The sequence below is a fragment of the Vibrio sp. VP6 genome (assembly GCF_028823755.1).
Classification (GTDB): domain Bacteria; phylum Pseudomonadota; class Gammaproteobacteria; order Enterobacterales; family Vibrionaceae; genus Vibrio; species Vibrio parahaemolyticus.
This window is the reverse complement of record NZ_JAPEID010000018.1, coordinates 1-24,475: the sequence shown is the minus strand read 5'-3', so window position 1 is coordinate 24,475 and position 24,475 is coordinate 1. Positions and strand designations below refer to the sequence as shown.

Genomic DNA, 24,475 nt, shown 5'->3' with positions numbered 1-24,475 from the left:
AAATTTCGGAGCGAGAGTAGAGATGGATAAGCTAATCGTTACCGGCATAGATATTGGCCATAACAGCCTCAAAGCCGTAGTACTTAAACCCATTGGCGATCAATACGCCTTACTGGGTTACAAAGAAATATTACTTAAGGAAGGTATTGTCGCTGAAAATAACACTATAAATCATCAAGAAATTGTAAAGACCCTAAAGCAGATGAAAAAAGATCTGCCTTTTGGGGCCAAGCGAGTGGCAATTTCTGTTCCAGACAACTCAGTTATTAGCAAGAAACTGCAAATCGAACAAAGCCTTGATGAGAGCGAAATCGAGTTTGCGGTGGTACAAGCTTTTTCTCATCAATCTCCTTTTCCTGTGGAAGAACTGAGTTTGGATTTCGTACGCCTTCGTGCGGAAGAAGGGATGCGTGGAACGGACAGTTATCAAGTATTCGCTACGCGCAAAGATGTGGTTGAAAGCCGAGTTGAGGCGTTACAACAGTCTGGTTTAAAGCCTGTGTTGGTTGACGTGCACTCTCAAAGTCTAGGTCATATCTGGAAGCTTGCCGCAGAGCGTTTTCCTGAAAAAAACAAATACTGTTTGTTAGACATCGGCTCGTTAGCGAGTTCATTCACCATGTTTACCGAGCAAGGCGAACTGTTTCATAAGGAGTTTGCGTGCGGTACTCGTATTTCAATGGGGACGTCACAAGAAGACTTACTTTCTGATGATGCTCAAGCCAAAACGGAACAGTTCAATCGTCAAGTGGTTGAGCGCGTAAAACGTCAAATGCAGCTCTATACGTCGATCAACGGTTCGCAAAACATCAAAGGCATTTGGTTATCGGGCGAGGGGGCATCGACGCCAATGTTGGCAGAAGAGCTGTCGCATCAGTTGGCATTGGAGTGCGAGTTGCTAAACCCACTCGGATTGTTTGAAATGAAAGTGTCGAAACGCAAGCGCCGAGCGGCCGATTGGCAACATTTTTCGACAGCTGCAGGGCTGGCGGTCCGTGGCATTCATTGGTTAGGAGGTGTGCGTGCTGTATCGCATTAACTTATTGCCTTGGCGCGAAAATCAAAGGGAAGAGCATCGTCGTCGATTTGTCGGTTTAGTGGTATTGGGCGTCATGGTGGCGTTGGGGATTCAGTGGGGCGTTGGCAAATATTATGAGTATCAACAAGATCTTCAACAAGAGCGACTCGACTATCTAACAACGTACATTTCCGATCTAGATAAGCGGATAGAAGCGATGAAGATCGCGGAGCTTGAACACAGCAAAATCTTGGAACGCTTGAAAGTTGTGGAAGCGTTGCAAAATGGTCGGAATAAAACCACTGATTTTATGAACCTCATGCCTGCTGTTATTCCAGAAGGCGTATATGTCGACAAGATCAAAATGAACGATCTAGAAATTGAAATCTCAGGTATTTCAGACAGTACACCACGGCTAGCAACTATGCTCGATAACATGGAACGTTCTGCCAAGCTACTGGACGTTGAAATGCACTCTATCGTGCACGGAAAAGCCCGTTTTGGTAAAGAGTTTCAGACCTTTAAAGTGTCCTTCATGTTTAACACGGTAGAAGAGCAAAAAGAGGGAAAACAACATGGTTAATTGGCAAGATCTAGAAATGGATGAGATTGCTGAATGGCCATTACTGCCTCAGCTTGTAGTGATTTGCCTGCTTGTTCTTCTTATCCAAGGGTTTGGTTATTGGTTTTACTTAAAGCCAGAAGAGGCTCGCTTGAACAATTTGATTCAAGAGGAGCAAACATTAAAAGTGGCATTGCGCATAAAAGCCAACAAGGTGGCTGCATTGCCTCAATTGCAATCTCAACTGGACGAGCTCACTACGCGTTATGAGTTGCTGTTGCAACAACTACCGGCACAAAAAGAGTTGGCCACAATGTTGGCGTCGGTAAACGAACTCGGTATCGACAACAAGTTAACGTTTACTCGAATCGATTGGGGAGAAAAGCAATCTGAAAACTTCCTGTATCGATTGCCACTAAATATCGAGCTAACAGGTGATTTCCACGATATCGGTCGTTTTTCACAGGCCATTGCCACACTGCCACGAATCATCACCTTTAAAGATGTGACTTGGCAGCGTGTCAGCCAAGAGAGTGAAACTTTGCACTTCCGAGTGAGAGCAAACACTTATCAGTTCAAGCCTGAGGAAAAGAAAGATGAGAAATAAATCTTTGCTGACGGTGTTGGTAAGCGCTCTATTGGCCGGGTGCCAGGCGAATGATGAATCATTAACGGATTTTATTCGTGGTGTTGAGAGCCAGGCTCGGCGAGATGTGGAGAAGCTCAAACCTGCTGACAAATACATCGCAGTGGCGTATGCCCCAGAAGTGATGCGTGCTCCTTTCGAATTGCCCAAAGAGGCGACCATCGCAACTCAACCTGTGGCGAGAAAAGATTGTTGGCAACCGCCGAACCGAGCGAGATCTGGCAAGTTAGAAAAATTCCCACTCAGCCAACTTCGTTTAAAAGGAGTGATGGGGATGGGGAACACCGTTTCTGGTTTAGTACAAGCCCCGAATGGCACGGTTTACAAAGTGAAACTAGGTCAATACCTCGGGCGTAATAACGGTAAGGTCACCCATGTTACCCACTCCTATTTGTTGATTAATGAAACCTTGCCCGATGGTTTGGGGTGCTGGCAAAAACGTAAAGTTAAGTTGGCTTTGAGATAGATATAGCTGCATTTATTTTTGATATTGAGTAATGAAAATGAGACAAGGATTAACACGTACACCAAGGATGCTTACTGGGCTCTTCTCCTTATGGTTGTTTTTACTTCTAGCCCCTTTAGCAGCAGCAGAAGATGTACAGTCTAATGCGCTCAAGAGCATCGACTTTCGCACTAACAAAAGCAAAGATGCCGTGATTGTGGTGGAGCTTGCATCCCCGGCGGCTATTGTTGATGTTAAACGTGTTCAAGAAGGATTAAGCATTGATTTAATGAACACGTCGGTAAAAGACGAGCAGCTTTACCTTCTCGACGTGAAAGATTTCGCGACGGTGGTGGAAAGTGTTGAAGTGTTCCGCGATACCTCCACCACAAGATTAGTTGCGTATATCGATGAAGAATACACGCATGACTATCGTTTGACGGGGCGTTATCTTGAAATCACTGTCAGCAAGCTTAAACCAAATGAAAAAGTGCCAGACAAGAGCATCTTAGAAAAAGAAGGCAAGCTGATCTCGATTAACTTCCAAGACATTCCTGTGCGTAACGTTTTGCAGCTGATTGCAGATTACAACCAGTTTAACTTGGTGGTTTCGGACTCTGTCGAAGGCAACCTTACACTGCGTCTTGATGGTGTGCCGTGGCAGCAAGTGCTCGACATCATCTTGCAAGTGAAAGGGTTAGATAAGCGTGTTGATGGCAACGTGATTTTGGTCGCTCCAACCGATGAGCTGGATTTGCGCGAGAAGCAGCAGTTAGAAAAACAAAAACTGACGGAAGAAATGGGTGAGCTTTCATCAGAAATCATCAAAGTCAATTTTGCTAAAGCTTCGGATATTGCAGAGATGATCAATGGTGAAGGCAACATTAGCATGTTGTCAGAGCGTGGCAGTATGACCATTGATGAGCGAACCAATTCGCTATTAATCAGAGAATTGCCAGAGAACATCGCCGTTATTCGCGAAATCATTGAATCGCTCGATATCCCAGTCAAACAAGTACAAATTGAAGCCCGAATTGTGACCATCAGTGAAGGTAACATGGACGAGTTAGGTATTCGTTGGGGCTTCACTTCTATTAATGGTAACAACACAGTTGGTGGCTCTATTGAGAACAACCTAGCGACAATCGGTTTGTACGAAGGTGGTGGTGATGGCGAAGGTGAAGAGGGTGGTGATGGTGTTGGTATCGATGATTTTCTTAATGTGAATTTAGCCGCGACCAACCCGAATGCGGCGAGCATTGCGTTCCAAGTGGCAAAGTTAGGTTCTGATACATTATTGGACTTAGAGCTGTCTGCATTGCAGCAAGAATCAAAAGCAGAAATCATTTCGAGCCCACGATTGATCACAACCAATAAGAAGCCCGCGTACATTGAACAAGGTACCGAAATTCCTTATCTAGAATCTTCATCGAGTGGTGCAACGTCAGTGACCTTTAAAAAAGCGGTGTTGAGCTTGAAGGTGACACCGCAGATCACACCTGACAATCGTTTAGTGTTGGATCTGAGTGTGACCCAAGACCGACCTGGTAAGGTAGTGAAAACGGGTACAGGAGAGGCAATGGCAATTGATACGCAGCGCATTGGCACCCAAGTTCTGGTGAATAATGGTGAGACGGTTGTGCTCGGTGGTATTTTCCAGCACAGCATTACTAACTCAGTGGATAAAGTGCCATTGTTGGGCGATCTTCCGCTATTAGGCGCACTTTTCCGCCGAAGTTACGAAAACGTTGGTAAAAGTGAGTTGCTAATTTTCGTTACGCCTAAGGTCGTTATTCAGTAGTGGCTATCAAGTAAATAGGCGATTAGATCAAAAATAAAGTTGCATTAGTGGCACCATGCTTGGATAATTTCGGGTCTTATCACGAATTATCTGTGAGGAACTGGTGCCACAAGCCTTGTAGAACAGCGGTTTAGCTGTGTTTTCTTGTGGCGATCTTATTGAATCAATGTTGTAAATTACTGCTAAACATGGCTGAGAAACGTAATATTTTCCTTGTTGGCCCAATGGGCGCCGGCAAAAGTACAATTGGTAGACATCTAGCACAGCAACTGCATATGGAGTTTGTTGACTCCGATACAGTGATTGAAGAACGCACTGGTGCAGACATCTCTTGGGTTTTTGATGTAGAAGGTGAAGAAGGCTTCCGTAAGCGTGAAGAAGCGGTACTTGAAGATCTGACTCAAGAACAAGGCATCGTGCTGGCAACTGGCGGCGGCTCTGTGAAAAGCAAAGAGAACCGTAACCGTCTTTCTGCTCGCGGTGTAGTTGTTTACCTAGAAACGACAATTGAAAAGCAACTTGCACGTACTAACCGTGACAAGAAGCGTCCTCTACTTCAAACGGACAACCCTCGTGAAGTATTGGAGCAATTAGCTGAAGAACGTAACCCGTTATACGAAGAAGTAGCGGATTACACTGTTCGCACTGACGATCAAAGTGCAAAAGTGGTAGCCAACCAGATCGTAAAAATGCTAGAAGAGAGATAAGTATTTATCTTCTTTTAATTGGAGCACACCGATGGAACGGATTACGGTCAATCTAGCAGAGCGTAGCTACCCAATCTCTATAGGCGCCGGGTTGTTTGAGGACCCGGCGTACCTTTCTCAAGTTCTCTCAAACAAAAATACCAATCAAAAAGTCGTTGTGATCAGTAATGTCACAGTGGCACCTTTGTATGCCGATAAAATCCTTCATCAACTAAAACAACTTGGTTGTGATGCTTCGTTACTTGAGTTGCCTGATGGCGAGCAGTACAAAAACCTGGATGTGTTTAACCAAGTCATGAATTTCCTGCTAGAGGGAAGTTATGCTCGTGATGTGGTCATTATCGCCCTCGGTGGTGGTGTAATCGGAGATCTCGTCGGTTTTGCTTCAGCCTGTTATCAGCGAGGTGTGGACTTTATCCAAATTCCAACGACGTTGTTGTCCCAAGTGGATTCTTCCGTTGGCGGCAAAACAGCAGTCAATCATCCGCTAGGTAAAAACATGATTGGCGCATTTTACCAACCGAAAGCGGTGATCATCGATACCAACTGTTTATCGACGCTACCTGAGCGTGAATTTGCTGCTGGTATAGCTGAAGTGATCAAATACGGCATTATTTATGATGGTGCATTCTTTGATTGGCTGGAAGAAAATTTAGACCGTTTATACACGTTGGATGAAGATGCGCTTACCTATGCCATTGCACGTTGCTGCCAAATTAAAGCTGAAGTGGTTGCACAAGACGAAAAAGAGTCTGGAATTCGTGCGTTGCTCAATTTGGGTCACACTTTCGGTCATGCGATAGAAGCTGAATTAGGCTACGGCAATTGGTTACATGGTGAGGCGGTGTCTTCTGGTACGGTGATGGCGGCCAAAACGTCACTTCTGCGTGGACTGATTTCTGAAGAGCAGTTTGAGCGTATTGTGGCATTGTTGCGCAGAGCGAAATTGCCAGTCCATACACCCGACAGCATGAGTTTTGATGACTTTATCAAGCATATGATGCGTGATAAAAAAGTGCTGTCAGGTCAATTGCGCTTAGTTCTACCAACCGGAATTGGCAGTGCGGAAGTGATAGCCGATACTTCACAAGAAGTGATTCAGCAGGCTATTGATTTCGGTCGCAATATTTAACCTTGTAATGACGCCATCTGGCGTCATTCTTGTTGTTTAAGAAGGTTATTAGATGAGTTTTGCTCACGTTCTGGAATTAGATTCTCAAACCGAGTTATTGGATAGATTGGAGTTGTTGACCAACTTTGGATCCAACCTTATTGCGATCAATGGCCCTGATGGGTATGGAAAATCTTGGCTGGCGCAACGATACCTTGAGCTGGGTGCGAGTAACAAAAATCAATGTTTGTTACTTTGCCATGCGACCCAAGATGACGTGCAGCGTCGCGTCCTCATCTTGAGTCAGCTGGTTTCCGATGCATTGTTTAATCAACAAGAGCCTTTACTCGACAGTCTAGAGCGTATTCTCGAAGGTGAGCCTTGCGATATTGCGATTGTTATTGATGATGCTCATTTACTTAGTGAAACGCTCATTTCGGAGTTATGGACGTTAGTCTTAGAGGCGCATGAAAAGCCGAACTGGACGATCAACGTGTTGCTTTTTACTCAGTCTGGGCGTTTGGAGTCGGTCTTGTCTCGGTTGAGTTATGGGCAAGAACTTAAGCCAGTTGAACTTGATATCGATATGCTATCCGAAGTGGAAGCGCGTCGTTTCTTCGAATCACTAGTGGTTAGGTATGTCGATGACGAAGCGGAGAAACGTGTTCGAGATGCATTTAAGAAAGTCGACCCGATTCCGGGTGACATCATGGCATTAGGAGAGATGAAAGTGGAAAAAAGGATCATTATCCGTTCAATTGTCGGATCGCCACTCAACATCGCATTAGTGGTTTTGGTGCTACTGTTGCTGGCCGCTGGTGGTTATTGGTGGATGTTTAATCAGCCAAGCCCCGATGACAAAGCGCAGCAGATCACGGGAAGCATCGAGCAAACTGCCATTCCGACACTCACTGAGCCGACTCTTTCGCCATCAGAATCTAATTTAACCTCAGTGACTGACGGCTTGCCAAATGATGGCGATTTATCAGATGCGACTGACGATTCCAACTCATTGCCACCAACGGTGACAGAAGAAGTAGCAAGCGTCGGGAATGATGATACCCAGCAGCGTGTTGTGATTGAATCTGACGTGGTTGATGCTCTGTTAGAAGGTAAGCCTGAGCAAGCGAATACAGACAATATTAAAGCGTTAGTTGAAGGGGCTGAACCTCAAGCGAAAACCCAGTCAGAGACAAACTCTTCTTTGATTAAAGTGGTGAAGCCAAGCGATGCTGCATCAGAAGAGGTTGCGAAAACAGAGACGACATCAAGTAAACCTATCGTCAAATTCTCGTTTGCACGTGAAGAGCTAAAAGCGTTATCCCCAAGAGCGTACACCTTGCAGTTAGCAGCCATGACATCACTGGAAGATGTGCAAGCTTTTCTTGATGAGCATCAGCTGAATAACAAGGTACGCATTTATCCGACGGTTCGCAGTGGAACGGAATGGTACATCGTGACTTACCAAGATTATCCGACAATTCAAATGGCTCGAGACGCGGTAGAGAAGCTGCCAGATTCACTTAAGTCGGTGAGCCCATGGGCAAAATCGCTAGGCCAAGTTCATCGAGAAATTGATCGCGTGAAATAATCCTGAGCTTCGCTGAAAAATATGTTACATTCCGCAGCCTTAATTTTTGGTCGATAGATAGAGCAGTAGATGAAAAAGCAACGAGCCTTTCTTAAATGGGCAGGAGGAAAATACGGACTGGTTGAAGACATCCAACGTCATTTGCCACCGGCTCGAAAGCTGGTTGAACCTTTTGTTGGTGCTGGCTCGGTTTTTCTTAATACCGACTATGACCACTATCTGTTGGCAGACATCAATCCCGACCTGATTAATCTCTACAACCTGCTGAAAGAGCGTCCTGAGGAATATATCTCAGAAGCGAAGCGCTGGTTTGTCGCCGAAAACAATCGCAAAGAAGCGTACTTAAGTATTCGTGCTGAGTTTAATAAAACCGATGACGTAATGTATCGCTCACTTGCGTTCCTTTACATGAACCGCTTTGGTTTTAATGGTTTATGCCGCTACAACAAAAAAGGTGGCTTCAACGTGCCGTTTGGCTCTTACAAAAAACCTTATTTCCCAGAGGCGGAATTGGAGTTTTTTGCTGAGAAAGCCAAAAAAGCCACGTTTGTGTGCGAAGGTTATCCTGAAACATTTCGTCGTGCGCGCAAGGGCAGCGTTGTGTATTGCGATCCACCTTATGCGCCACTTTCAAACACGGCAAACTTCACTTCATACGCAGGTAATGGTTTCACGTTGGACGACCAAGCGGCATTAGCCGACATGGCAGAAAGAACGGCTACTGAGCGTGGGATTCCGGTGTTGATTTCAAATCACGACACAACACTAACGCGCCGCCTTTACCACGGTGCGGATTTAAGTGTGGTGAAAGTGAAACGCACCATTAGCCGAAACGGTAGTGGTCGTAACAAAGTTGACGAACTGCTCGCCTTGTTCAAAGCGCCGGAATCAGATAGCGCTGCTTCATAGTTCTGACACTATTTTCTCTAAATAGTGGATCTCCCCACTGGCTTCGGTAGAATTGCGCGCAAATTGGTTTGCTGTTTTGCTCGTCACTACTGAGGTCAGGTATGAAAGATTTTCTTATTGCTCCATCCATTTTATCGGCTGATTTTGCACGTCTAGGTGAAGACGTAGAAAAAGTACTCGCAGCGGGTGCGGATGTGGTGCATTTCGATGTTATGGATAACCACTATGTACCAAACCTGACTTTTGGTGCTCCTGTGTGTAAAGCGCTACGCGATTACGGCATCACTGCGCCAATCGACGTTCATCTAATGGTGAAACCGGTAGATCGCATCATCCCTGATTTTGCGAAAGCTGGCGCATCAATGATCACTTTCCACGTTGAGGCCTCTGATCACGTAGACCGTACTCTTCAGCTTATCAAAGAACACGGCTGTAAAGCGGGTGTGGTATTAAACCCAGCAACACCGCTTGCGCATCTTGAGTTCATCATGGACAAAGTTGACCTGATTCTACTGATGTCGGTAAACCCAGGCTTTGGTGGCCAGTCATTCATTCCTCACACGCTAGATAAACTTCGCGCTGTTCGTAAGATGATCGATGAGTCTGGTCGCGATATCCGTCTGGAAATTGATGGTGGTGTGAAAGTCGACAACATTCGTGAAATTGCTGAAGCAGGTGCGGACATGTTTGTGGCGGGTTCTGCGATTTTTAGTCAGCCAGATTACAAACAAGTGATCGACCAAATGCGCACTGAGCTTGCTCAAGTAGAATAAGTGCTAAAAATAAGCGTTATAACGCTCTGATTTTAAAGGCTGCCACTTTGCTGGCAGCCTTTGTCGTTTCTGGCACGAGCCAAACAAAAATATCCCGCGCGCTGCGCAAATAATCACTTGCCTATTTTGCGGCCTTTCTGTACTATTCGTGCTCCTTAAACTCAGTCAATTTTCTTTAGTTCCTTGCTTCCTCTGGACGACTGAGCCATTTGTGGAAGCTGAATAATCCGTAAGGAGCAACCCATGCGTCATTACGAAATCGTATTCATGGTGCACCCAGATCAAAGCGAGCAAGTTGCTGGCATGATCGAGCGTTACACTGGTTCTATCACTGAAGCTGGCGGTAAAATCCACCGTCTAGAAGACTGGGGCCGCCGTCAACTGGCTTACCCAATCAACAAGCTTCACAAAGCTCACTACGTTCTAATGAACGTTGAAGCTGACCAAGCTGTAATCGATGAGCTAGAAACTGCTTTCCGTTTCAACGATGCAGTTCTACGTAACATGATCATGCGTACTAAAGCAGCGATCACTGAGCAATCTATCATGCTTAAGCAAAAAGAAGAGCGTGCTCCACGTCGTGAAGAGCGTTCTGAAGCTAAGCCTGAAGCTAAATCAGAAGCTGCTGAGTAAGTTTTGTTATGACCAACCGAATGGAGCTGAGCGGCACCATTGCCAAACCGCCCATTCGTAGTAAAAGCCCTGGTGGCATTGAACACTGTCGGTTTTGGTTAGAGCATCGCTCTACTGTTATCGAAGCTGATTTACCGAGACAAGTTTATTGTCGTATGCCGGTAGTCGTCAGCGGGCTTAGGTCACAAGCAATTACTCAGAATTTAGTACAAGGCATTAACATTAAGGTAAGTGGTTTTGTCGCTTATCAGACCGGCCGAAATGGCGTTGGGAAATTAGTGTTACATGCCGACAATATTACTCAAATTTAAGATCAGGAGATAGCCCATGGCTCGTTTCTTCCGTCGTCGTAAATTCTGCCGTTTCACTGCAGAAGGCGTACAAGAGATTGATTACAAAGACGTAGCAACTCTTAAAAACTACATCACTGAAGCTGGTAAAATCGTACCTAGCCGTATCACTGGTACAAGCGCTAAGTACCAGCGTCAACTAGCACGTGCTATCAAGCGTTCACGCTACCTAGCTCTACTACCGTACACTGACAAGCATCAGTAATCGGTTCCGTTTATTAAGAAAGAGGATTAAGCAATGCAAGTTATTCTACTTGATAAAATCGGTAACCTAGGTGGTCTTGGCGATACAGTAAACGTTAAATCTGGCTACGCTCGTAACTTCCTTATCCCTCAGGGTAAAGCAGTTATGGCTACTAAAGGCAACGTTGAAATGTTCGAAGCACGTCGTGCTGAACTAGAAGCTAAAGTTGCTGAGCAACTAGCTGCTGCAGAAGCTCGCGCTGAGAAAGTTAACGCTCTAGAAGCAGTTGTTATCGCTTCTAAAGCTGGTGACGAAGGCAAACTATTCGGTTCAATCGGTACTCGTGACATCGCTGAAGCTATCACAGCTGCAGGCGTTGAAGTTGCTAAGAGCGAAGTTCGCCTTCCTGAAGGTGCTCTACGTACAACTGGTGAGTTCGAGATCAGCGTTCAACTTCATTCTGAAGTTTTCGCTACTGCGAAAGTACAGGTTGTTGCTGCTGAGTAATTCAGTATCAAGACGAAATACTAAAAAGCACCTCTTCGGAGGTGCTTTTTTTATCTGAAATTGAGTGATAAAAATTGGAGATTAAAACGCGAAAAGCAGATTGACGGAGAACACACTGTCGGCTTTGCTTAATCCCTCTGGCACTTTATCGTGGTATTGACGCGAGTGAGCCAGTTTCAGGGCAATGTCTTCGGTAATGTCATTAGTGACACTGAGTTCGCTATCCACTCGCGTATTACTTTTACCCGTAACAAGCGTGATATCAGCGGCAAAGCTCAAGTTATCCAGAGCATGCCACGTGGTATTGAGGTTGCCACGGAAAATGCCTTCACGAACGATGTTAGGAAAGACGATATCGTCATCATCAATCTCATCCAAATTCGGTTCCTGATAACGAAAACCAGGGCCAATCTCAGCTTCTAAGATAAAGTTTTCGGTGTAGGAAAACTGATAACCCAGACCGCCTGATAAGGTGTAATCTTTGAAATAGGCGCTATAGCGCGAATCAACGCCTTTAAAGCTACCATACAAGTAGGTTTTTGGTCCTAACTTGTAGTCACTTTGAACAGAATATGTCGATGAACGTTTGTCTTCTTCGCCGTCTTTGTACAGGTTGTAGTACTTCCATTCACCGTTTGAACGGTGCCTGCCAGACGTATATTCAGCACTCAAACGAGCATTCAGGGAACGAGAGTCCGTGTTACCTGTGTGAGCTTGATAGCCAAACTCTACCTCAGTTTGTAGAGGGTTGGGCACATCAATATTTTGCTCTGGCTGTACTGATTCTTCAGCGTACGATGCAGTCGTGCACAGTAAGCTCAAGCCAAGTAACCAGTATCGGGACACATCAACCTCGAACGTAATTAAAAAGGAGGGGCATGATACTGATACAGATATTTTGTTGGGTCAATGGTAGGTTAAATTTTATTAGAGCTGAATGGAATTCCCACTTATTGCTAAGGCGACACCTGCATCAAATCTTCCGCTTCAATCGTTTTATCTAAGGGTTATATGTTTTGATGAGAGGGGTGAATTTAAAACGTTTAGGCTAGCTATCGGCATGTTGATTTCTTAACAAGTAATTGTCGCTTCGGGGAAGCATCTTAGTTAACTTTAAGGTTATAATCGTGGGTCATTAGTAGTTATCGAGCAAAGTCATGGCGGAAAACAGAAATCGCAAACCTTCAGATAGTCAGGTCGACGCAATCAAAGTGCCACCTCACTCACTAGAAGCAGAGCAATCAGTGATTGGTGGTCTCTTACTGGACAATGAACGTTGGGATACCGTTGCTGAGCGAGTTGTCGCCAGTGATTTCTATAGCCGTCCGCACCGTCTTATTTTTGAAGGTGTGAAAACCATTCTTGAGTCGGGCAAACCGCTTGACCTTATCACTCTGTCTGAGCACCTAGAGCGACACGAGCAACTAGAAGATGTGGGTGGTTTTGCTTACCTTGCTGACTTAGCGAAAAATACGCCCAGTGCTGCCAACATTAATGCCTACGCAGATATTGTGGCTGAACGTGCGATCGTCCGTGGTTTGATTGGTGTTGCGAACGAAATTGCGGACGCGGGTTACGATCCTCAAGGTCGCAGTTCTGAAGATTTGATAGACATGGCGGAGAGTAAAGTTTTTGCTATCGCCGAGTCTCGCACCAGTGAAAACGAAGGTCCACAAAACGTCGACAACATCCTAGAAAAGACGCTAGAACGTATCGAACTGCTGTACAAAACGCCGCAAGATGGTGTGACCGGTGTCGATACTGGTTTTACTGACCTCAACAAAAAGACCGCGGGTCTCCAAGGTTCTGACTTAGTTATCGTGGCAGCGCGTCCATCGATGGGTAAAACCACCTTTGCGATGAACTTGTGTGAAAACGCGGCAATGCAGCAAGACAAGCCAGTCTTGATTTTCTCGTTAGAGATGCCGGCGGAACAATTGATGATGCGTATGTTGGCATCCTTGTCTCGCGTGGACCAAACCAAGATCCGTACGGGTCAGTTGGATGATGAAGACTGGGCACGTATTTCTTCTACCATGGGTATCCTGATGCAGAAGAAAAATATGTATATCGATGACAGTTCAGGCTTAACGCCAACCGAAGTGCGTTCACGTGCCCGTCGTGTTGCTCGTGAGCACGGAGGTCTGTCAATGATCATGGTCGACTACCTTCAGTTGATGCGCGTACCTTCGCTAACCGATAACCGTACTCTTGAGATTGCCGAGATTTCTCGCTCGCTTAAAGCACTGGCGAAAGAGTTGAACGTGCCTGTCGTTGCACTATCGCAGCTAAACCGTTCCCTAGAGCAACGTGCGGATAAACGACCTGTTAACTCGGACTTGCGTGAATCGGGTTCCATCGAGCAGGATGCCGACTTGATCATGTTCATCTACCGTGATGAGGTCTATCACCCAGATAGCCCATACAAAGGCACGGCGGAAATAATTATCGGTAAACAACGTAACGGTCCTATTGGCTCGGTGCGTTTAACATTCCAAGGACAACACTCGCGCTTTGATAATTACGCGGGTCCAGCATTCGATATTGATGATGAGTAATGCTATGAGCTACATGAAAGCCGCAAAAGCATGCATTGACTTGTCTGCGTTGCAGCACAACTTGCAGCGTGTGAAAGCGCAAGCACCAGAAAGTAAAGTGATGGCGGTAGTGAAAGCCAACGGTTATGGCCATGGTCTACGTCATGTGGCGAAACATGCTAACCATGCCGACGCCTTTGGTGTGGCTCGCATTGAAGAAGCGTTGCAACTGCGCGCTTGTGGCGTGGTAAAGCCAATTCTCTTACTCGAAGGTTTTTATTCGCCGGGCGATCTGCCTGTGTTAGTGACGAACAACATCCAAACCGTGGTGCACTGTGAAGAGCAACTTATCGCGTTGGAACAGGCGGATTTAGAAACGCCAGTGGTCGTTTGGTTGAAGATCGACAGTGGTATGCATCGTTTGGGCGTTCGCCCGGAGCAGTATGATGAGTTCATTTCTCGCTTAAAAACGTGCCCGAATGTGGCGAAGCCATTGCGATACATGAGTCATTTTGGTTGTGCGGATGAGCTTGATAGTAGTATCACGCCGCAACAAATTGAGCTGTTTATGTCATTAACCTCGGGCTGTCAGGGCGAGCGCTCGCTAGCGGCATCTGCGGGTTTATTAGCATGGCCTCAAAGCCAATTAGAGTGGGTTCGTCCGGGCATTATTATGTACGGCGTATCACCATTTAGCGACAAAACGGCTCAAGATTTGGGTTACCAACCAGTGATGACGTTGAAGTCTCATCTTATTGCGGTTCGTGAAGTCAAGAAAGGTGAAAGCGTGGGGTACGGTGGTATCTGGACAAGTGAACGCGACACAAAAGTCGGCGTTATTGCAGTGGGCTATGGCGACGGCTACCCAAGAAGTGCACCCAATGGTACACCGGTGTGGGTGAATGGGCGTACAGTACCGATTGCGGGTCGAGTATCAATGGATATGCTGACGGTAGATTTAGGTCCTGATGCCACAGATAAGGTCAGTGACGAAGCGATTCTTTGGGGTAAAGAATTACCTGTCGAAGAGGTTGCGAATCACATTGGTACGATAGCTTATGAGTTGGTGACCAAATTGACGCCTCGCGTCGAAATGGAATATACCAAGTAATCCATGAATAAACGAATCACCTCAATGCTGGCACTTTCTGCCAGCATTTTTTTGTCTTCTCCGGCGCTAAGTTCAGAGAAAGACTCAGCCTTTGTCCCGTTCTATTTCAGTACCGATACGTTGGGCAGTACCGTTGGAGTTGCGGGGGTTGCTAAAGGGGTTGGTCAGCCTCAAGCTGCACTATTTGGTATGGGGCTGTATTCGGAGAAAGACAGCTATATTGGTTTCCTCTCTGCATTTAATTATGCGCTCTCTCCCAATGTGCTGTTCAGTACTCAGATGTACCAAGCTCGTTTTAATGACAGTCCCTATTACTTAGGTGAGCAAGGCGATAACAACTCGTCGTTTGAATCTCAGACGATCACAAACAGTGATGAGCAAAAGTATAAGTTCGAATTCAAATACCTGTTGCCGTGGGGCGCGGTGAAAGATCATGGTTTGAAAGGCGCGTTTCTACCCAGCCGCGACGTTCGCAATGCATCGCCTTTGGCGTCGGGCGTTAGCTCTATCCTGCTGACGCCTTTTTATTCTTCACGAGCGTTGGATGTATACAATGATAAGAAAGAGCAAGCTTACGGTTTTACATTGGGTTTTGATTGGGACAACCGCGATAGCGCACGTAACACGACCCGAGGCTCGCATACCTCTTTGAATTTGACGACGGGCGCAGAAAGTTGGCAATCAGAGGATCTGTGGCTCAAGTGGGAATTCCAAAATAGCCAATATTACTCGCTGGGGCCTCTTGGTGATTGGTTTGATCAACAAGTGCTGGCCTTGGATTTTTATACAGCCGACACACCAACTTGGAATCAATGTGATGGTGTTGTTTGTAGTCGTCCGACAGAACAAGAACAAGTTCGCTTGGGTGGGTTGTACCGTTTGAGAGGCTATACCGCAGGTCGTTACCATGGACGCTCTGCAATTCACTATTCTGCCGAATATCGAGTATTACCAGACTGGCAGCCTCTGGACGATATTCCCATTATCAATTACTACGATATGCCTTGGTGGCAATGGGTAGCGTTTGTTGAGGTGGGGCGAGTTGCCGACGAATACGATTTAAAAACACTCCATGAAGACATGAAATGGAGCGTCGGTGGCGCGGTTCGTTTCCAAGTTGAAGGTGTTGTGGTTCGCGCTGAAGTTGCCAAGGGCGCAGACGAAGGGACGTTCCGAGTGATGATTAATCAACCATTCTAAGCAAGATGACAAAAACAAAGGCTAATCTTACGGTTAGCCTTTTTTTACCTCTCTTACTCGCCATTGATGGTTGCAATGATGCGTCGGCTGCCGCCAAAGTCTCGGTGCTCTCCCAAGTAAATACCTTGCCATGTTCCTAATGCTAATCGACCATTTTGGATTGGTATCGTCACACTACTGCCAAGCAGCGATGCTTTAATGTGTGCTGGCATGTCGTCATCACCTTCATAGGTGTGCTGATAATAAGGAGCTCTCTCCGGCACGAACTTGTTGAAATGCGCTTCCATGTCCATGCGCACAGTTGGGTCTGCATTCTCATTTAAGGTCAGACTGGCGGAGGTATGCTGAATAAATAGATGTAACAAACCTACTGAAAGCTCGTGTATTTGCGGTAATTGTTGTTCAATTTCATCAGTAATTAGATGAAAACCGCGACTTCTCGCTTTTAATTGCAGTGTTTTTTGTGCCCACATACGTGTTCCTTTGGAAATTTATAAATTGGCGTCTATCCTATTCCAATTAGAGCCCGTCATAAGTAAATGATATGATTCTTGCCACCATAAATGAATTGTTCAAATTCAGGGCAGGGAACGTGACCTAACTCAATGTGAGTGTAAAAGCACTCGGTCATAATTGGCGCCTGAAAAAAAATTACAAAGACTTGTTTTGTGGCAATTCGCCCAAACATCTAATTAATATTCTATTTGCTAAATCGGGGATTCCACAGTTTTCGCTAGACTGTAAGGAATGGAACCTACTGTAACATCGGGATAAAGACCATGTTGAAAAATATCAATCCAACGCAAACACAAGCTTGGAAAGCGCTAACGGCGCATTTCGAATCTGCACAAGATATGGATCTTAAAGAGTTATTTGCTCAAGACGCCGCGCGTTTCGACAAATACTCTGCACGTTTCGGCTCAGACATCCTAGTCGATTACTCAAAGAACCTCATCAATGAGGAAACTCTGAAGCACCTGTTCGCTCTTGCGAACGAGACTGAGCTGAAATCTGCAATTGAAGCGATGTTCAGTGGCGAAGCGATCAACCAAACAGAAGGTCGCGCTGTTCTTCACACTGCACTACGTAACCGCACGAACACTCCAGTAATGGTAGACGGCGAAGACGTAATGCCAGCAGTGAACGCGGTTCTAGAAAAAATGAAATCATTCACTGACCGCGTTATCGGCGGTGAGTGGAAAGGTTACACTGGTAAAGCAATTACAGATATCGTGAACATCGGTATCGGTGGTTCTGACCTTGGCCCTTACATGGTGACGGAAGCACTAGCACCGTACAAAAATCATCTAAATCTTCACTTCGTATCTAACGTTGATGGTACTCACATCGTTGAAACGTTGAAGAAAGTTAACCCAGAAACGACGTTATTCTTGATCGCGTCTAAGACGTTCACAACGCAAGAAACCATGACTAACGCGCACACAGCACGTGATTGGTTCTTAGAGTCAGCAGGCGATCAAGCTCACGTGGCTAAGCACTTTGCTGCGCTTTCAACGAATGCGACAGCCGTGTCTGAATTTGGTATCGATACAGCGAACATGTTCGAATTCTGGGACTGGGTTGGTGGTCGTTACTCACTATGGTCTGCGATCGGTCTGTCTATCGCATTGGCGGTAGGCTACGACAACTTCGTTGAGCTGCTTGATGGCGCTCACGAGATGGACAAGCACTTTGTATCAACAGATCTAGAAAGCAACATCCCAGTGATCCTTGCGCTTATCGGTATTTGGTACAACAACTTCCACGGTGCGGAATCAGAAGCTATTCTGCCTTACGATCAGTACATGCACCGTTTCGCGGCGTACTTCCAGCAAGGTAACATGGAGTCAAACGGTAAATACGTTGACCGTGAAGGCAATGCTGTGACTTACCAAACAGGCCCAATCATTTGGGGTGAACCAGGTACCAACGGTCAGCACGCATTCTACCAGCTTATTCACCAAGGCACGAAGCTGATCCCATGTGACTTCATTGCACCTGCAATCAGCCACAACCCTGCGGGTGACCACCACCAAAAACTGATGTCGAATTTCTTTGCGCAAACTGAAGCACTAGCGTTTGGTAAGAGTGAAGAAACGGTGAAAGAAGAGTTGGTGAAAGCAGGTAAGAACGCTGAAGAAGTGGCAGCGATCGCACCATTCAAAGTGTTTGAAGGTAACCGTCCAACAAACTCTATCCTAGTGAAGCAAATCACGCCTCGTACGCTAGGCAACTTGATTGCGATGTACGAACACAAAATCTTCGTACAAGGTGTTATCTGGAACATCTTCAGCTTTGACCAATGGGGCGTAGAGCTAGGCAAACAACTGGCTAACCAAATCCTACCTGAGCTTGCAGATGCGTCTCAAATCAACTCGCACGACAGCTCAACAAACGGTCTAATCAACGCATTTAAAGCGTTCAAAGCTTAGTGAATGTTTGAATAGAAAAAGAAAAGGTCAGCAAATGCTGACCTTTTTATTGCCTGAGGCAGAAACAAAATAGGTTGGCACTGGCCAACCTATTTTTTCTCTTTTATTCGAAGCAGATTTCGATAAAGGCATTTCCCCACTGGGAAGAGAAAGGCATGATGATGATTGAGCCTTCACACTTGTGGCGAATCGTATGGCCTCGGCCAGATACCACAACGGGTGTCGCCATATCAAAATCAAAACCGCTTTCAGCCAAAATGCGCTTCGCACCACCAGTAACCATGTTGGTGATCTCACCTACCATATCGGTCACTTCTTCGTTGAGTCCGTTTGGACGCTCACCAAGCATGTTCTGCATGATTTCTAGCGCTAACGCTTCATCAAAGGTAATTGACATTGAACCACGTGTTTGTGGGCCAACCATGCCAATCAAACCAGAAACGTCACCTCGTGCGATCTCATCCTTCTTGATTCGCGGTTTTTGTGGCTTCAGCTCAAGAGAAGCCATGGTTTTTAGCACGTTCATTAAAGAAGCTAAAAACGGGTTTACAAATTCAGCGCGCATAACGTTCTTCTATACTTTTTCTTTCGTCTCGGAGGAACAGGCCTGGCATTCACCATGAGTTTCAATAACTTGGTTGGTCAGTTTGAATCCATGCTTCTCGGCGTTTTCAGCTAACAAGGATATCAGTGTCTCATCTTCGAGTTCAACGACATCACCACATTTATCGCAAATTAGTAATTGGAAAAAGTGCTGTTGAGTATTGAAAGAACAACAAGTAATAAAGCTATTTGTCGATTCCACTCGGTGGATAAAACCTTGCTCTAAGAGAAAATCTAACGCTCGATAAACAGTTGGAGGCTTGGCCTGAGGCTCACTCTCTTTTAGTTGCTCCAATAGCTCATACGCACTTGAGGCGCGGCGATTAGAACAAATGAGTTCAAACACGCGTCGGCGTTGCGGAGTCAATCTTACTCCACGCTCTGCGCAGATACTTTCAATTTGTTCAATGATTGTTGGGTTCAAACCTTTCACCATAACTATCGGACGTGCTCTATGATAAATCATTTCTATACGAAGTTCGTTTAGAAATGCTTCATTTTACCCACTATCAGAACGAAAATCATGAATTAAAGCAAGTCGCACAGGGTCTGAAGCCGGAATAGCCATCACAGAACGAGATAACCGTGCCGGAATCGTCCCTTGTTCACTTTTCTTTGATTGATGGACAAGGCTCGCATCCGCTGGACACTGGGTATACAATACCCGACTTATTTTTTGAGCGTACTGCTGCGCTCGACCTTAGCAACATAAAAACGGGTGTTTAAATCATGACTCATTCTTGCAGGCTCTCCGTAGCACCAATGCTCGATGGGAGTGATTGTTTGCTTAAGGCTCTGAAATAATTGTGTTTTTTCTTTTTGAGGGACACGTAAGGGGGCACGTTCACTTTCACATGTGAAAGTGGGACAGATAGCTACGCTAATCAAAGACTTGATGACAGATAAAACAAAACCCGCTGATAACGGAGTTGGCGCTCCTCGCGGGTTTAGTCTTTCATTCGAGGATTAGTGTAGCAAAATGTGGATTTTTAACAAGTCAAATTTGTTGAGATTGCACTACTTCTCCAGAGCGGAGAAGTGCCAAGGTGTATTCTAATAACGTAAAATTAGCAGGAAGGGGAGCGAGCTCTCACTCCAATGGCTTGTGTTGTAAAAGTACCAAACGCAAGAGAGGAACTCACAGCACCTGTTGCTTAAACCCAAAGCCCGTTTACGTCCGTCCTGCATCTTGGAAGAATTTACCGGGTGAGCTGGGTAAAACGTTCAACTTCTGTCGTAAGCGCGACATTTCCCGTGATCCTCACTTTGTCCACTTGCGTCAGGCCGCAGGCCGTCAGCGAGACTTCAAAGACGTGCGTCGCAATCTCATCAACCCGATGTTTCAAATGCTGCTTTCACGCCATGATCTGGCTACAGGTATCGTGGAACTCGATCTGGAAGATATGGCCGCCGAACTATCCAAAATGTGGGTAACAGACCCGGAAACAGGTGAGCAATACATCACTGAAAGCAAAGTAACCGTAAGTCGGATCAGCCGCTTCATTGATGAAGTCATGATCCCGTTTGGCCTCTGTTACGTTCACGCTGATGGTGATGAAGCCAACCCGAAAAGCGGCATGGTATGGGATCAGGCTAATGGCTTTTGGTTCCCTAAAGTTCTGGTGCTTACTAGCGAGTTTTACCGCCTTGCGGGGGCTGATTTAGATAAACTTTACACTCAGGCTGATGAGCAACTGGCTTTGCGTAATAGTGGACACACTGAGGCGGGCGAGGTTATCACCCTAAGAGAAGCGCGTAACCGTAAGCGTAAACAAATTTTCAAACGTGCATGGGATGCCCGCAAACAGAACGCTGGCGCTCAACGCCGCCGCAACAAGCTGGCATCCAAGAGCTTGGACGAACGCAAGCATGAAGTGGCTACGGCACTTACCAAGTCTATGCCTGCCCATGAGCTTGCCCAGCTAAGCAGTGAGCAGTTCAATAAGCTAGTTTGGGAACGCCTGAACAGCATGGATATAGGCATTAGTCACCGGCCACCTGATACCATTCAATAAATTCAATCGGATTAAACCTAACCGGGCACATGCCCGGTGTTTGTCGTTCCTGTAAGCGAAGATCCGGCAAGATCTCCCCACCTTTTAACTTTACCCCCTATTATTATTGATGCGTTCAGGGGCATTCTGCGGCCTTCCTTGTGGATTATTTTTGTTATCCACTCTTATCTGCAAGCGGGTAGATTAGTTTATCTGCGACCATAACGAAGTTATGCGCAAAACCCGCTCTTTCATATCTTTCTAATAAATACATATATATTTCTATATCTCACTTTCTGTGAGTTATGAGGAAAAGAAAATAATGCCTGGCCATTTCCTAGCTAAAGCTAGGGGCCAGTAATACCCCCTCCGCCCCCAAGGGGGAACCCCTCGCCGCCGGGGACTCAGGAGGATGGCGCGGCCTTCGGCCTAAAGCCAACCTCCTAAGTCAAGGCTATTACGTTCCAATCCAGTCAAGGGGTGGCCGCTTTAGCTCATAGAGCGCGTTTAGTTCATTTTTCCATAGCAGGGCAAGGCTGGCGCTTTAAAGCCCGGAGAACGGCCACTGGAACCCTTGACAGGCTTTCCACTTAAAAAACGTCTCTAAGTGCCTAGAAAGGGCAGATCCGCGGTATGTCTCGCATGTTGAAATAAACGAAAATGATGGCGTTTAGTTGAGGAATGGATATTGGTCTTTCTATGAATACACTTTTTTTACTGATGGCGGAATTTAATACACCAGTTGTACCTTTAGGACAAATATGTGAGAAATATTTTGGCTTAGCGCCACGTACTGCGAAAGATCGCGCCACGGCAAATCGATTACCTATCCCAGCTTGGCGTGAGTCGCAAAAGGCGGAGTATTTAGTTAGCTTAATTGACTTAGCTAATTACATCGATGAAAAACGGAAAGAGGTAAACATGTGAATACGAAAACTAGATTGAAATTTTCTTTGATTACGAGGGATGAGGCTATTACAGAGACTCCAAATAAACAGTATTTTTCAACAAGCTTTAGTTCACTTTAAGAACTAGATATGTAGTACTTTTGTAAAGTGGTGCTGAATAATGTTGAAAGATGCTCCTGTATTGCATTTTGTTATCGAGAAGAAAAGCCACTCTTAGATGCTCCACATCACAGGTAGTTAGAATCGATCGTAGCCAACCAGCAAGCGAAGTATCTAATAGAGCGTCGCAGTTGGTAAACCAAACCCAAGTCGGTTGTTCATTGTTCCTGATGATATTTAAGATTTGTGACGAATTTCTATAATTCACCCCTAAGGTAAGAAGGTCAATGTAAACCGTATTTACACCTATTCTATGATTAATTTCATTGTACGTTTCCTGGAGCGTTTCGCCACACTCATTGGTGAACGTATGGAGCCTCATAATGCTCAACAGCCAGCATCCATGTATTAAGCGTTCTGCCGAACCTACGGGCCACATATCAAGATTAGGGGGAAAAGACTGTCGAGTTGCGTTGTATTTCAAGCTATCACCTCTATCAATCATAGCCTGTGTAATAAATAACAAATGGCTTCAAGGTTTCAATGACCTAAATTTTTATAATATAGCTCATAATTGAGCTACTTGATTTGCTCTCTAGCCCAAGCTTTACCGTTAAAGAGTAAAGTCTGCGGCTTCATAAGTTATTTTCTTTAAGCATACAGCCCTTATTTTGACTGCATTCAGATTTATGCCCAATGGTATGTTTCTTAGTATTCTTTGGTAGCACTGTTTTCGTTGCTCATTTGTGGCTCCTGGCCAATTTCCTGCCTTATAGCCATCAACTATCTTGTACGATGCTGTTTTTCCTTTTCCTTCTTTCGTTAAAAATCCAACACCTTCCCAAGCTCCTAATAGGGCTGCTACTTGCGCTTGGCTTTTAGGGGTTCCTATCCCATTCATTAATCGCGATTTTTCTATTGACGATGTTGTAGCCCAGCATTGAAGTGTAGCAAATAGTAAGCGGTGAATGAGTGTATAAGAGAGCATTGTTTGATTCGGCATTCTTTGTCTATCCGCAGGGAGCATTGGGTAATTAAATTCGCTAGAATTTTCAATCGATAGCGACCACCAAAAGGAGGTGAAAAATTTAGGTTCAGAGCTTCCATATCTCACAGCTTTTTCACTTGGCTGAATGTTCGACCAGCTTTTCGTAATCAATGGTGTGGCACTCACCCAGTTTTTCGTAGCACCATTGGCGATTTTTTTGGGTATTTGCCTGCTTCCCAAGCCACCAAGTAACGTCAATTCCTGCTTTTCTGTAATCATTCGTTCTCTCCTCTAACTCATTGGGTGTGATCGCACTTAACTGAACTTCATGGGCAACAACCCATCCATTAGGGAAGATAAAAGCAACATCAATGATTCGCTTTATGGATTCAACAGGACATTCGAGCTCTACACGTGCATTGCTATACTCATCAAGATCTTTGGCTAAGTCTCTTGAAAGGAGCTCTTTAAAGAATAAGTGTTCGGGACTTTCTGGATGATGTTTGTATTCTCCTTTGCACTCATTTGATAGGTGCATGAAGTGTATTTTGGGTACGCTTATTCTAGAGTTTCCTCTGATCACCAATTCCTCTTTACAGTATCGACATACTATTTGACCTCGTTTAAATATTGCTCTCGGGTCTTCGTAGTTAAGGATGTTGACACGTTTGTCATTAACCGTGTCATGTCCAATAAACGGCATATGTATTTTCCTTCGCAGCGTAGCTTCATGTTTCTCATGTCAAAATACTATCTCAAGATAGTATTTTGATTACGGCAACAGGTATGTTTGTATGTGTATGTTTGAGAGCCCTCGAAAAGTTGCTTTTGGATTAACAGTTGTGACGATAGGACTGAAAATTACGTCGAAAAGCAACCTAAAAAGCCTCTTTTGATAGCAGTTGACACACAGACTAACGAAACTATCATAAAAGATGGAATACCGCTCAAAGTCGGTCGTTGATAGCTAGTCATCGTTACCAAGAAATAGCATAAACCACTTCAAAATACTTACAGCCGAATGGCTCTACATAGTTAACCCATCTGGGGGATGTGACCCCTGATAGGGCACTCCTCCGCCTGAAATCTAACAGAACGGAGGAAACATCATGTTTCTATTCTTATTGTTTGCAGCGTTGTGCTGCTGCATTGCTGTATGCGTTTTGCGCTGCACAATGCTTCTTACCTGTGAGCAGCCAAAGGTCTCAGCTTCTAGGCTCCCTCCTGAGTCAGTCAAAAATGCTCGATCTCCTCCTGAGCAACAACCTGTAACTGATGTTGCTATTGCTGTGGAGCTGATGCTTCGCCCCCGTCTCTGTCTACCGTCAGGGAACAGAGACGGGGGGCGAGCCACCCGACGAAAGCC

Annotated in this window: 25 protein-coding genes; 20 read left to right on the top strand and 5 right to left on the bottom strand. The window is 45.4% G+C overall.

The annotated features are described in order from the left end of the window. Positions 1-22: 22 nt before the first annotated feature. From pilM to rplI, 14 genes are all read left to right on the top strand, one after another. On the top strand, positions 23-1,039 hold the full coding sequence (gene pilM, locus OU793_RS13005) for a type IV pilus biogenesis protein PilM (protein WP_017449463.1): 1,017 nt from the start codon (positions 23-25) through the stop codon (positions 1,037-1,039). Next, complete coding sequence (locus OU793_RS13000) at positions 1,023-1,601, top strand: PilN domain-containing protein (RefSeq protein ID WP_005480484.1); 579 nt, start codon at positions 1,023-1,025, stop codon at positions 1,599-1,601. Before pilM ends, OU793_RS13000 begins: the two co-directional genes overlap by 17 nt. Next, positions 1,594-2,187, top strand: a complete 594-nt coding sequence (locus tag OU793_RS12995; RefSeq protein ID WP_005480482.1) for a type 4a pilus biogenesis protein PilO — start codon at positions 1,594-1,596, stop codon at positions 2,185-2,187. The genes OU793_RS13000 and OU793_RS12995 overlap by 8 nt, the downstream gene beginning before the upstream one ends. Further along, entirely contained in the window at positions 2,177-2,692 is a 516-nt protein-coding gene (locus OU793_RS12990; RefSeq protein ID WP_159404023.1) for a pilus assembly protein PilP, read from the top strand. Before OU793_RS12995 ends, OU793_RS12990 begins: the two co-directional genes overlap by 11 nt. Before the next feature lie 31 nt (positions 2,693-2,723). Then, positions 2,724-4,472, top strand: coding sequence for a type IV pilus secretin PilQ (locus tag OU793_RS12985; protein ID WP_005488227.1), 1,749 nt, complete (start codon positions 2,724-2,726; stop codon positions 4,470-4,472). A 188-nt stretch (positions 4,473-4,660) separates the two neighbouring features. Then, positions 4,661-5,179 carry a shikimate kinase AroK gene (aroK, locus tag OU793_RS12980; protein ID WP_005381319.1) on the top strand — a complete coding sequence of 173 codons (519 nt, stop codon included), beginning with the start codon at positions 4,661-4,663 and terminating at the stop codon, positions 5,177-5,179. 31 nt (positions 5,180-5,210) lie between these two features. Continuing rightward, positions 5,211-6,311 (top strand): 3-dehydroquinate synthase, encoded by a 1,101-nt coding sequence (aroB, locus tag OU793_RS12975; protein WP_005480443.1) that lies wholly within the window; start codon positions 5,211-5,213, stop codon positions 6,309-6,311. A gap of 52 nt (positions 6,312-6,363) precedes the next feature. After that, positions 6,364-7,881 carry an SPOR domain-containing protein gene (locus OU793_RS12970; protein ID WP_140103405.1) on the top strand — a complete coding sequence of 506 codons (1,518 nt, stop codon included), beginning with the start codon at positions 6,364-6,366 and terminating at the stop codon, positions 7,879-7,881. A gap of 69 nt (positions 7,882-7,950) precedes the next feature. Beyond that, positions 7,951-8,790, top strand: coding sequence for a Dam family site-specific DNA-(adenine-N6)-methyltransferase (locus OU793_RS12965; protein WP_005486862.1), 840 nt, complete (start codon positions 7,951-7,953; stop codon positions 8,788-8,790). A gap of 101 nt (positions 8,791-8,891) precedes the next feature. Further along, complete coding sequence (gene rpe / locus OU793_RS12960; RefSeq protein WP_005496581.1) at positions 8,892-9,563, top strand: ribulose-phosphate 3-epimerase; 672 nt, start codon at positions 8,892-8,894, stop codon at positions 9,561-9,563. Between the two features lie 243 nt (positions 9,564-9,806). Beyond that, a complete protein-coding gene (rpsF, locus tag OU793_RS12955) occupies positions 9,807-10,196 on the top strand; it encodes a 30S ribosomal protein S6 (RefSeq protein ID WP_005381299.1) in 390 nt (129 codons plus the stop codon). Positions 10,197-10,204: 8 nt separating this feature from the next. Beyond that, the gene (priB, locus tag OU793_RS12950; RefSeq protein WP_159404024.1) at positions 10,205-10,507 is read left to right on the top strand and encodes a primosomal replication protein N; all 303 of its coding nucleotides are present in this window, start codon (positions 10,205-10,207) and stop codon (positions 10,505-10,507) included. Positions 10,508-10,523: 16 nt separating this feature from the next. Continuing rightward, a complete protein-coding gene (rpsR, locus tag OU793_RS12945) occupies positions 10,524-10,751 on the top strand; it encodes a 30S ribosomal protein S18 (RefSeq protein ID WP_000090472.1) in 228 nt (75 codons plus the stop codon). A gap of 33 nt (positions 10,752-10,784) precedes the next feature. Beyond that, a complete protein-coding gene (rplI, locus tag OU793_RS12940) occupies positions 10,785-11,237 on the top strand; it encodes a 50S ribosomal protein L9 (protein WP_005480442.1) in 453 nt (150 codons plus the stop codon). 81 nt (positions 11,238-11,318) lie between these two features. On the opposite strand, the gene OU793_RS12935 is transcribed toward rplI, so the two are convergent. After that, entirely contained in the window at positions 11,319-12,083 is a 765-nt protein-coding gene (locus tag OU793_RS12935) for a DUF481 domain-containing protein (RefSeq protein ID WP_005455861.1), read from the bottom strand. 311 nt (positions 12,084-12,394) lie between these two features. Between OU793_RS12935 and OU793_RS12930 the strand changes: the two genes are divergently transcribed. The 3 genes from OU793_RS12930 to OU793_RS12920 are packed head-to-tail and all read left to right on the top strand — an operon-like array spanning position 12,395 to position 16,085. Beyond that, the gene (locus OU793_RS12930) at positions 12,395-13,795 is read left to right on the top strand and encodes a replicative DNA helicase (RefSeq protein WP_005455859.1); all 1,401 of its coding nucleotides are present in this window, start codon (positions 12,395-12,397) and stop codon (positions 13,793-13,795) included. A gap of 13 nt (positions 13,796-13,808) precedes the next feature. Then, positions 13,809-14,885 (top strand): alanine racemase, encoded by a 1,077-nt coding sequence (gene alr / locus OU793_RS12925; protein WP_005496583.1) that lies wholly within the window; start codon positions 13,809-13,811, stop codon positions 14,883-14,885. 3 nt (positions 14,886-14,888) lie between these two features. Continuing rightward, a complete protein-coding gene (locus OU793_RS12920; RefSeq protein WP_024702331.1) occupies positions 14,889-16,085 on the top strand; it encodes a BamA/TamA family outer membrane protein in 1,197 nt (398 codons plus the stop codon). 53 nt (positions 16,086-16,138) lie between these two features. Here OU793_RS12920 and OU793_RS12915 read toward each other — a convergent pair whose 3' ends face one another. Continuing rightward, complete coding sequence (locus OU793_RS12915; RefSeq protein WP_005496585.1) at positions 16,139-16,558, bottom strand: secondary thiamine-phosphate synthase enzyme YjbQ; 420 nt, start codon at positions 16,556-16,558, stop codon at positions 16,139-16,141. Positions 16,559-16,864: 306 nt separating this feature from the next. Here OU793_RS12915 and pgi point away from each other — a divergent pair, with 306 nt between their 5' ends. Then, positions 16,865-18,517, top strand: coding sequence for a glucose-6-phosphate isomerase (gene pgi / locus OU793_RS12910; protein ID WP_005455828.1), 1,653 nt, complete (start codon positions 16,865-16,867; stop codon positions 18,515-18,517). A 103-nt stretch (positions 18,518-18,620) separates the two neighbouring features. On the opposite strand, the gene OU793_RS12905 is transcribed toward pgi, so the two are convergent. Together OU793_RS12905 and zur are read right to left on the bottom strand one after the other, a co-directional pair. Then, a complete protein-coding gene (locus OU793_RS12905) occupies positions 18,621-19,082 on the bottom strand; it encodes a chemotaxis protein CheX (RefSeq protein WP_005381269.1) in 462 nt (153 codons plus the stop codon). 9 nt (positions 19,083-19,091) lie between these two features. Then, on the bottom strand, positions 19,092-19,556 hold the full coding sequence (gene zur / locus OU793_RS12900) for a zinc uptake transcriptional repressor Zur (RefSeq protein ID WP_005381268.1): 465 nt from the start codon (positions 19,554-19,556) through the stop codon (positions 19,092-19,094). 610 nt (positions 19,557-20,166) lie between these two features. Here zur and repA point away from each other — a divergent pair. After that, the gene (gene repA, locus OU793_RS12895) at positions 20,167-21,135 is read left to right on the top strand and encodes a plasmid replication initiator RepA (protein WP_243197063.1); all 969 of its coding nucleotides are present in this window, start codon (positions 20,167-20,169) and stop codon (positions 21,133-21,135) included. Positions 21,136-21,813: 678 nt separating this feature from the next. Continuing rightward, complete coding sequence (locus OU793_RS12890) at positions 21,814-22,041, top strand: pyocin activator PrtN family protein (RefSeq protein ID WP_170826434.1); 228 nt, start codon at positions 21,814-21,816, stop codon at positions 22,039-22,041. Between the two features lie 1,201 nt (positions 22,042-23,242). Here OU793_RS12890 and OU793_RS12885 read toward each other — a convergent pair. After that, positions 23,243-23,812, bottom strand: coding sequence for a competence protein CoiA family protein (locus tag OU793_RS12885; RefSeq protein ID WP_031841443.1), 570 nt, complete (start codon positions 23,810-23,812; stop codon positions 23,243-23,245). Positions 23,813-24,475 lie beyond the last annotated feature (663 nt).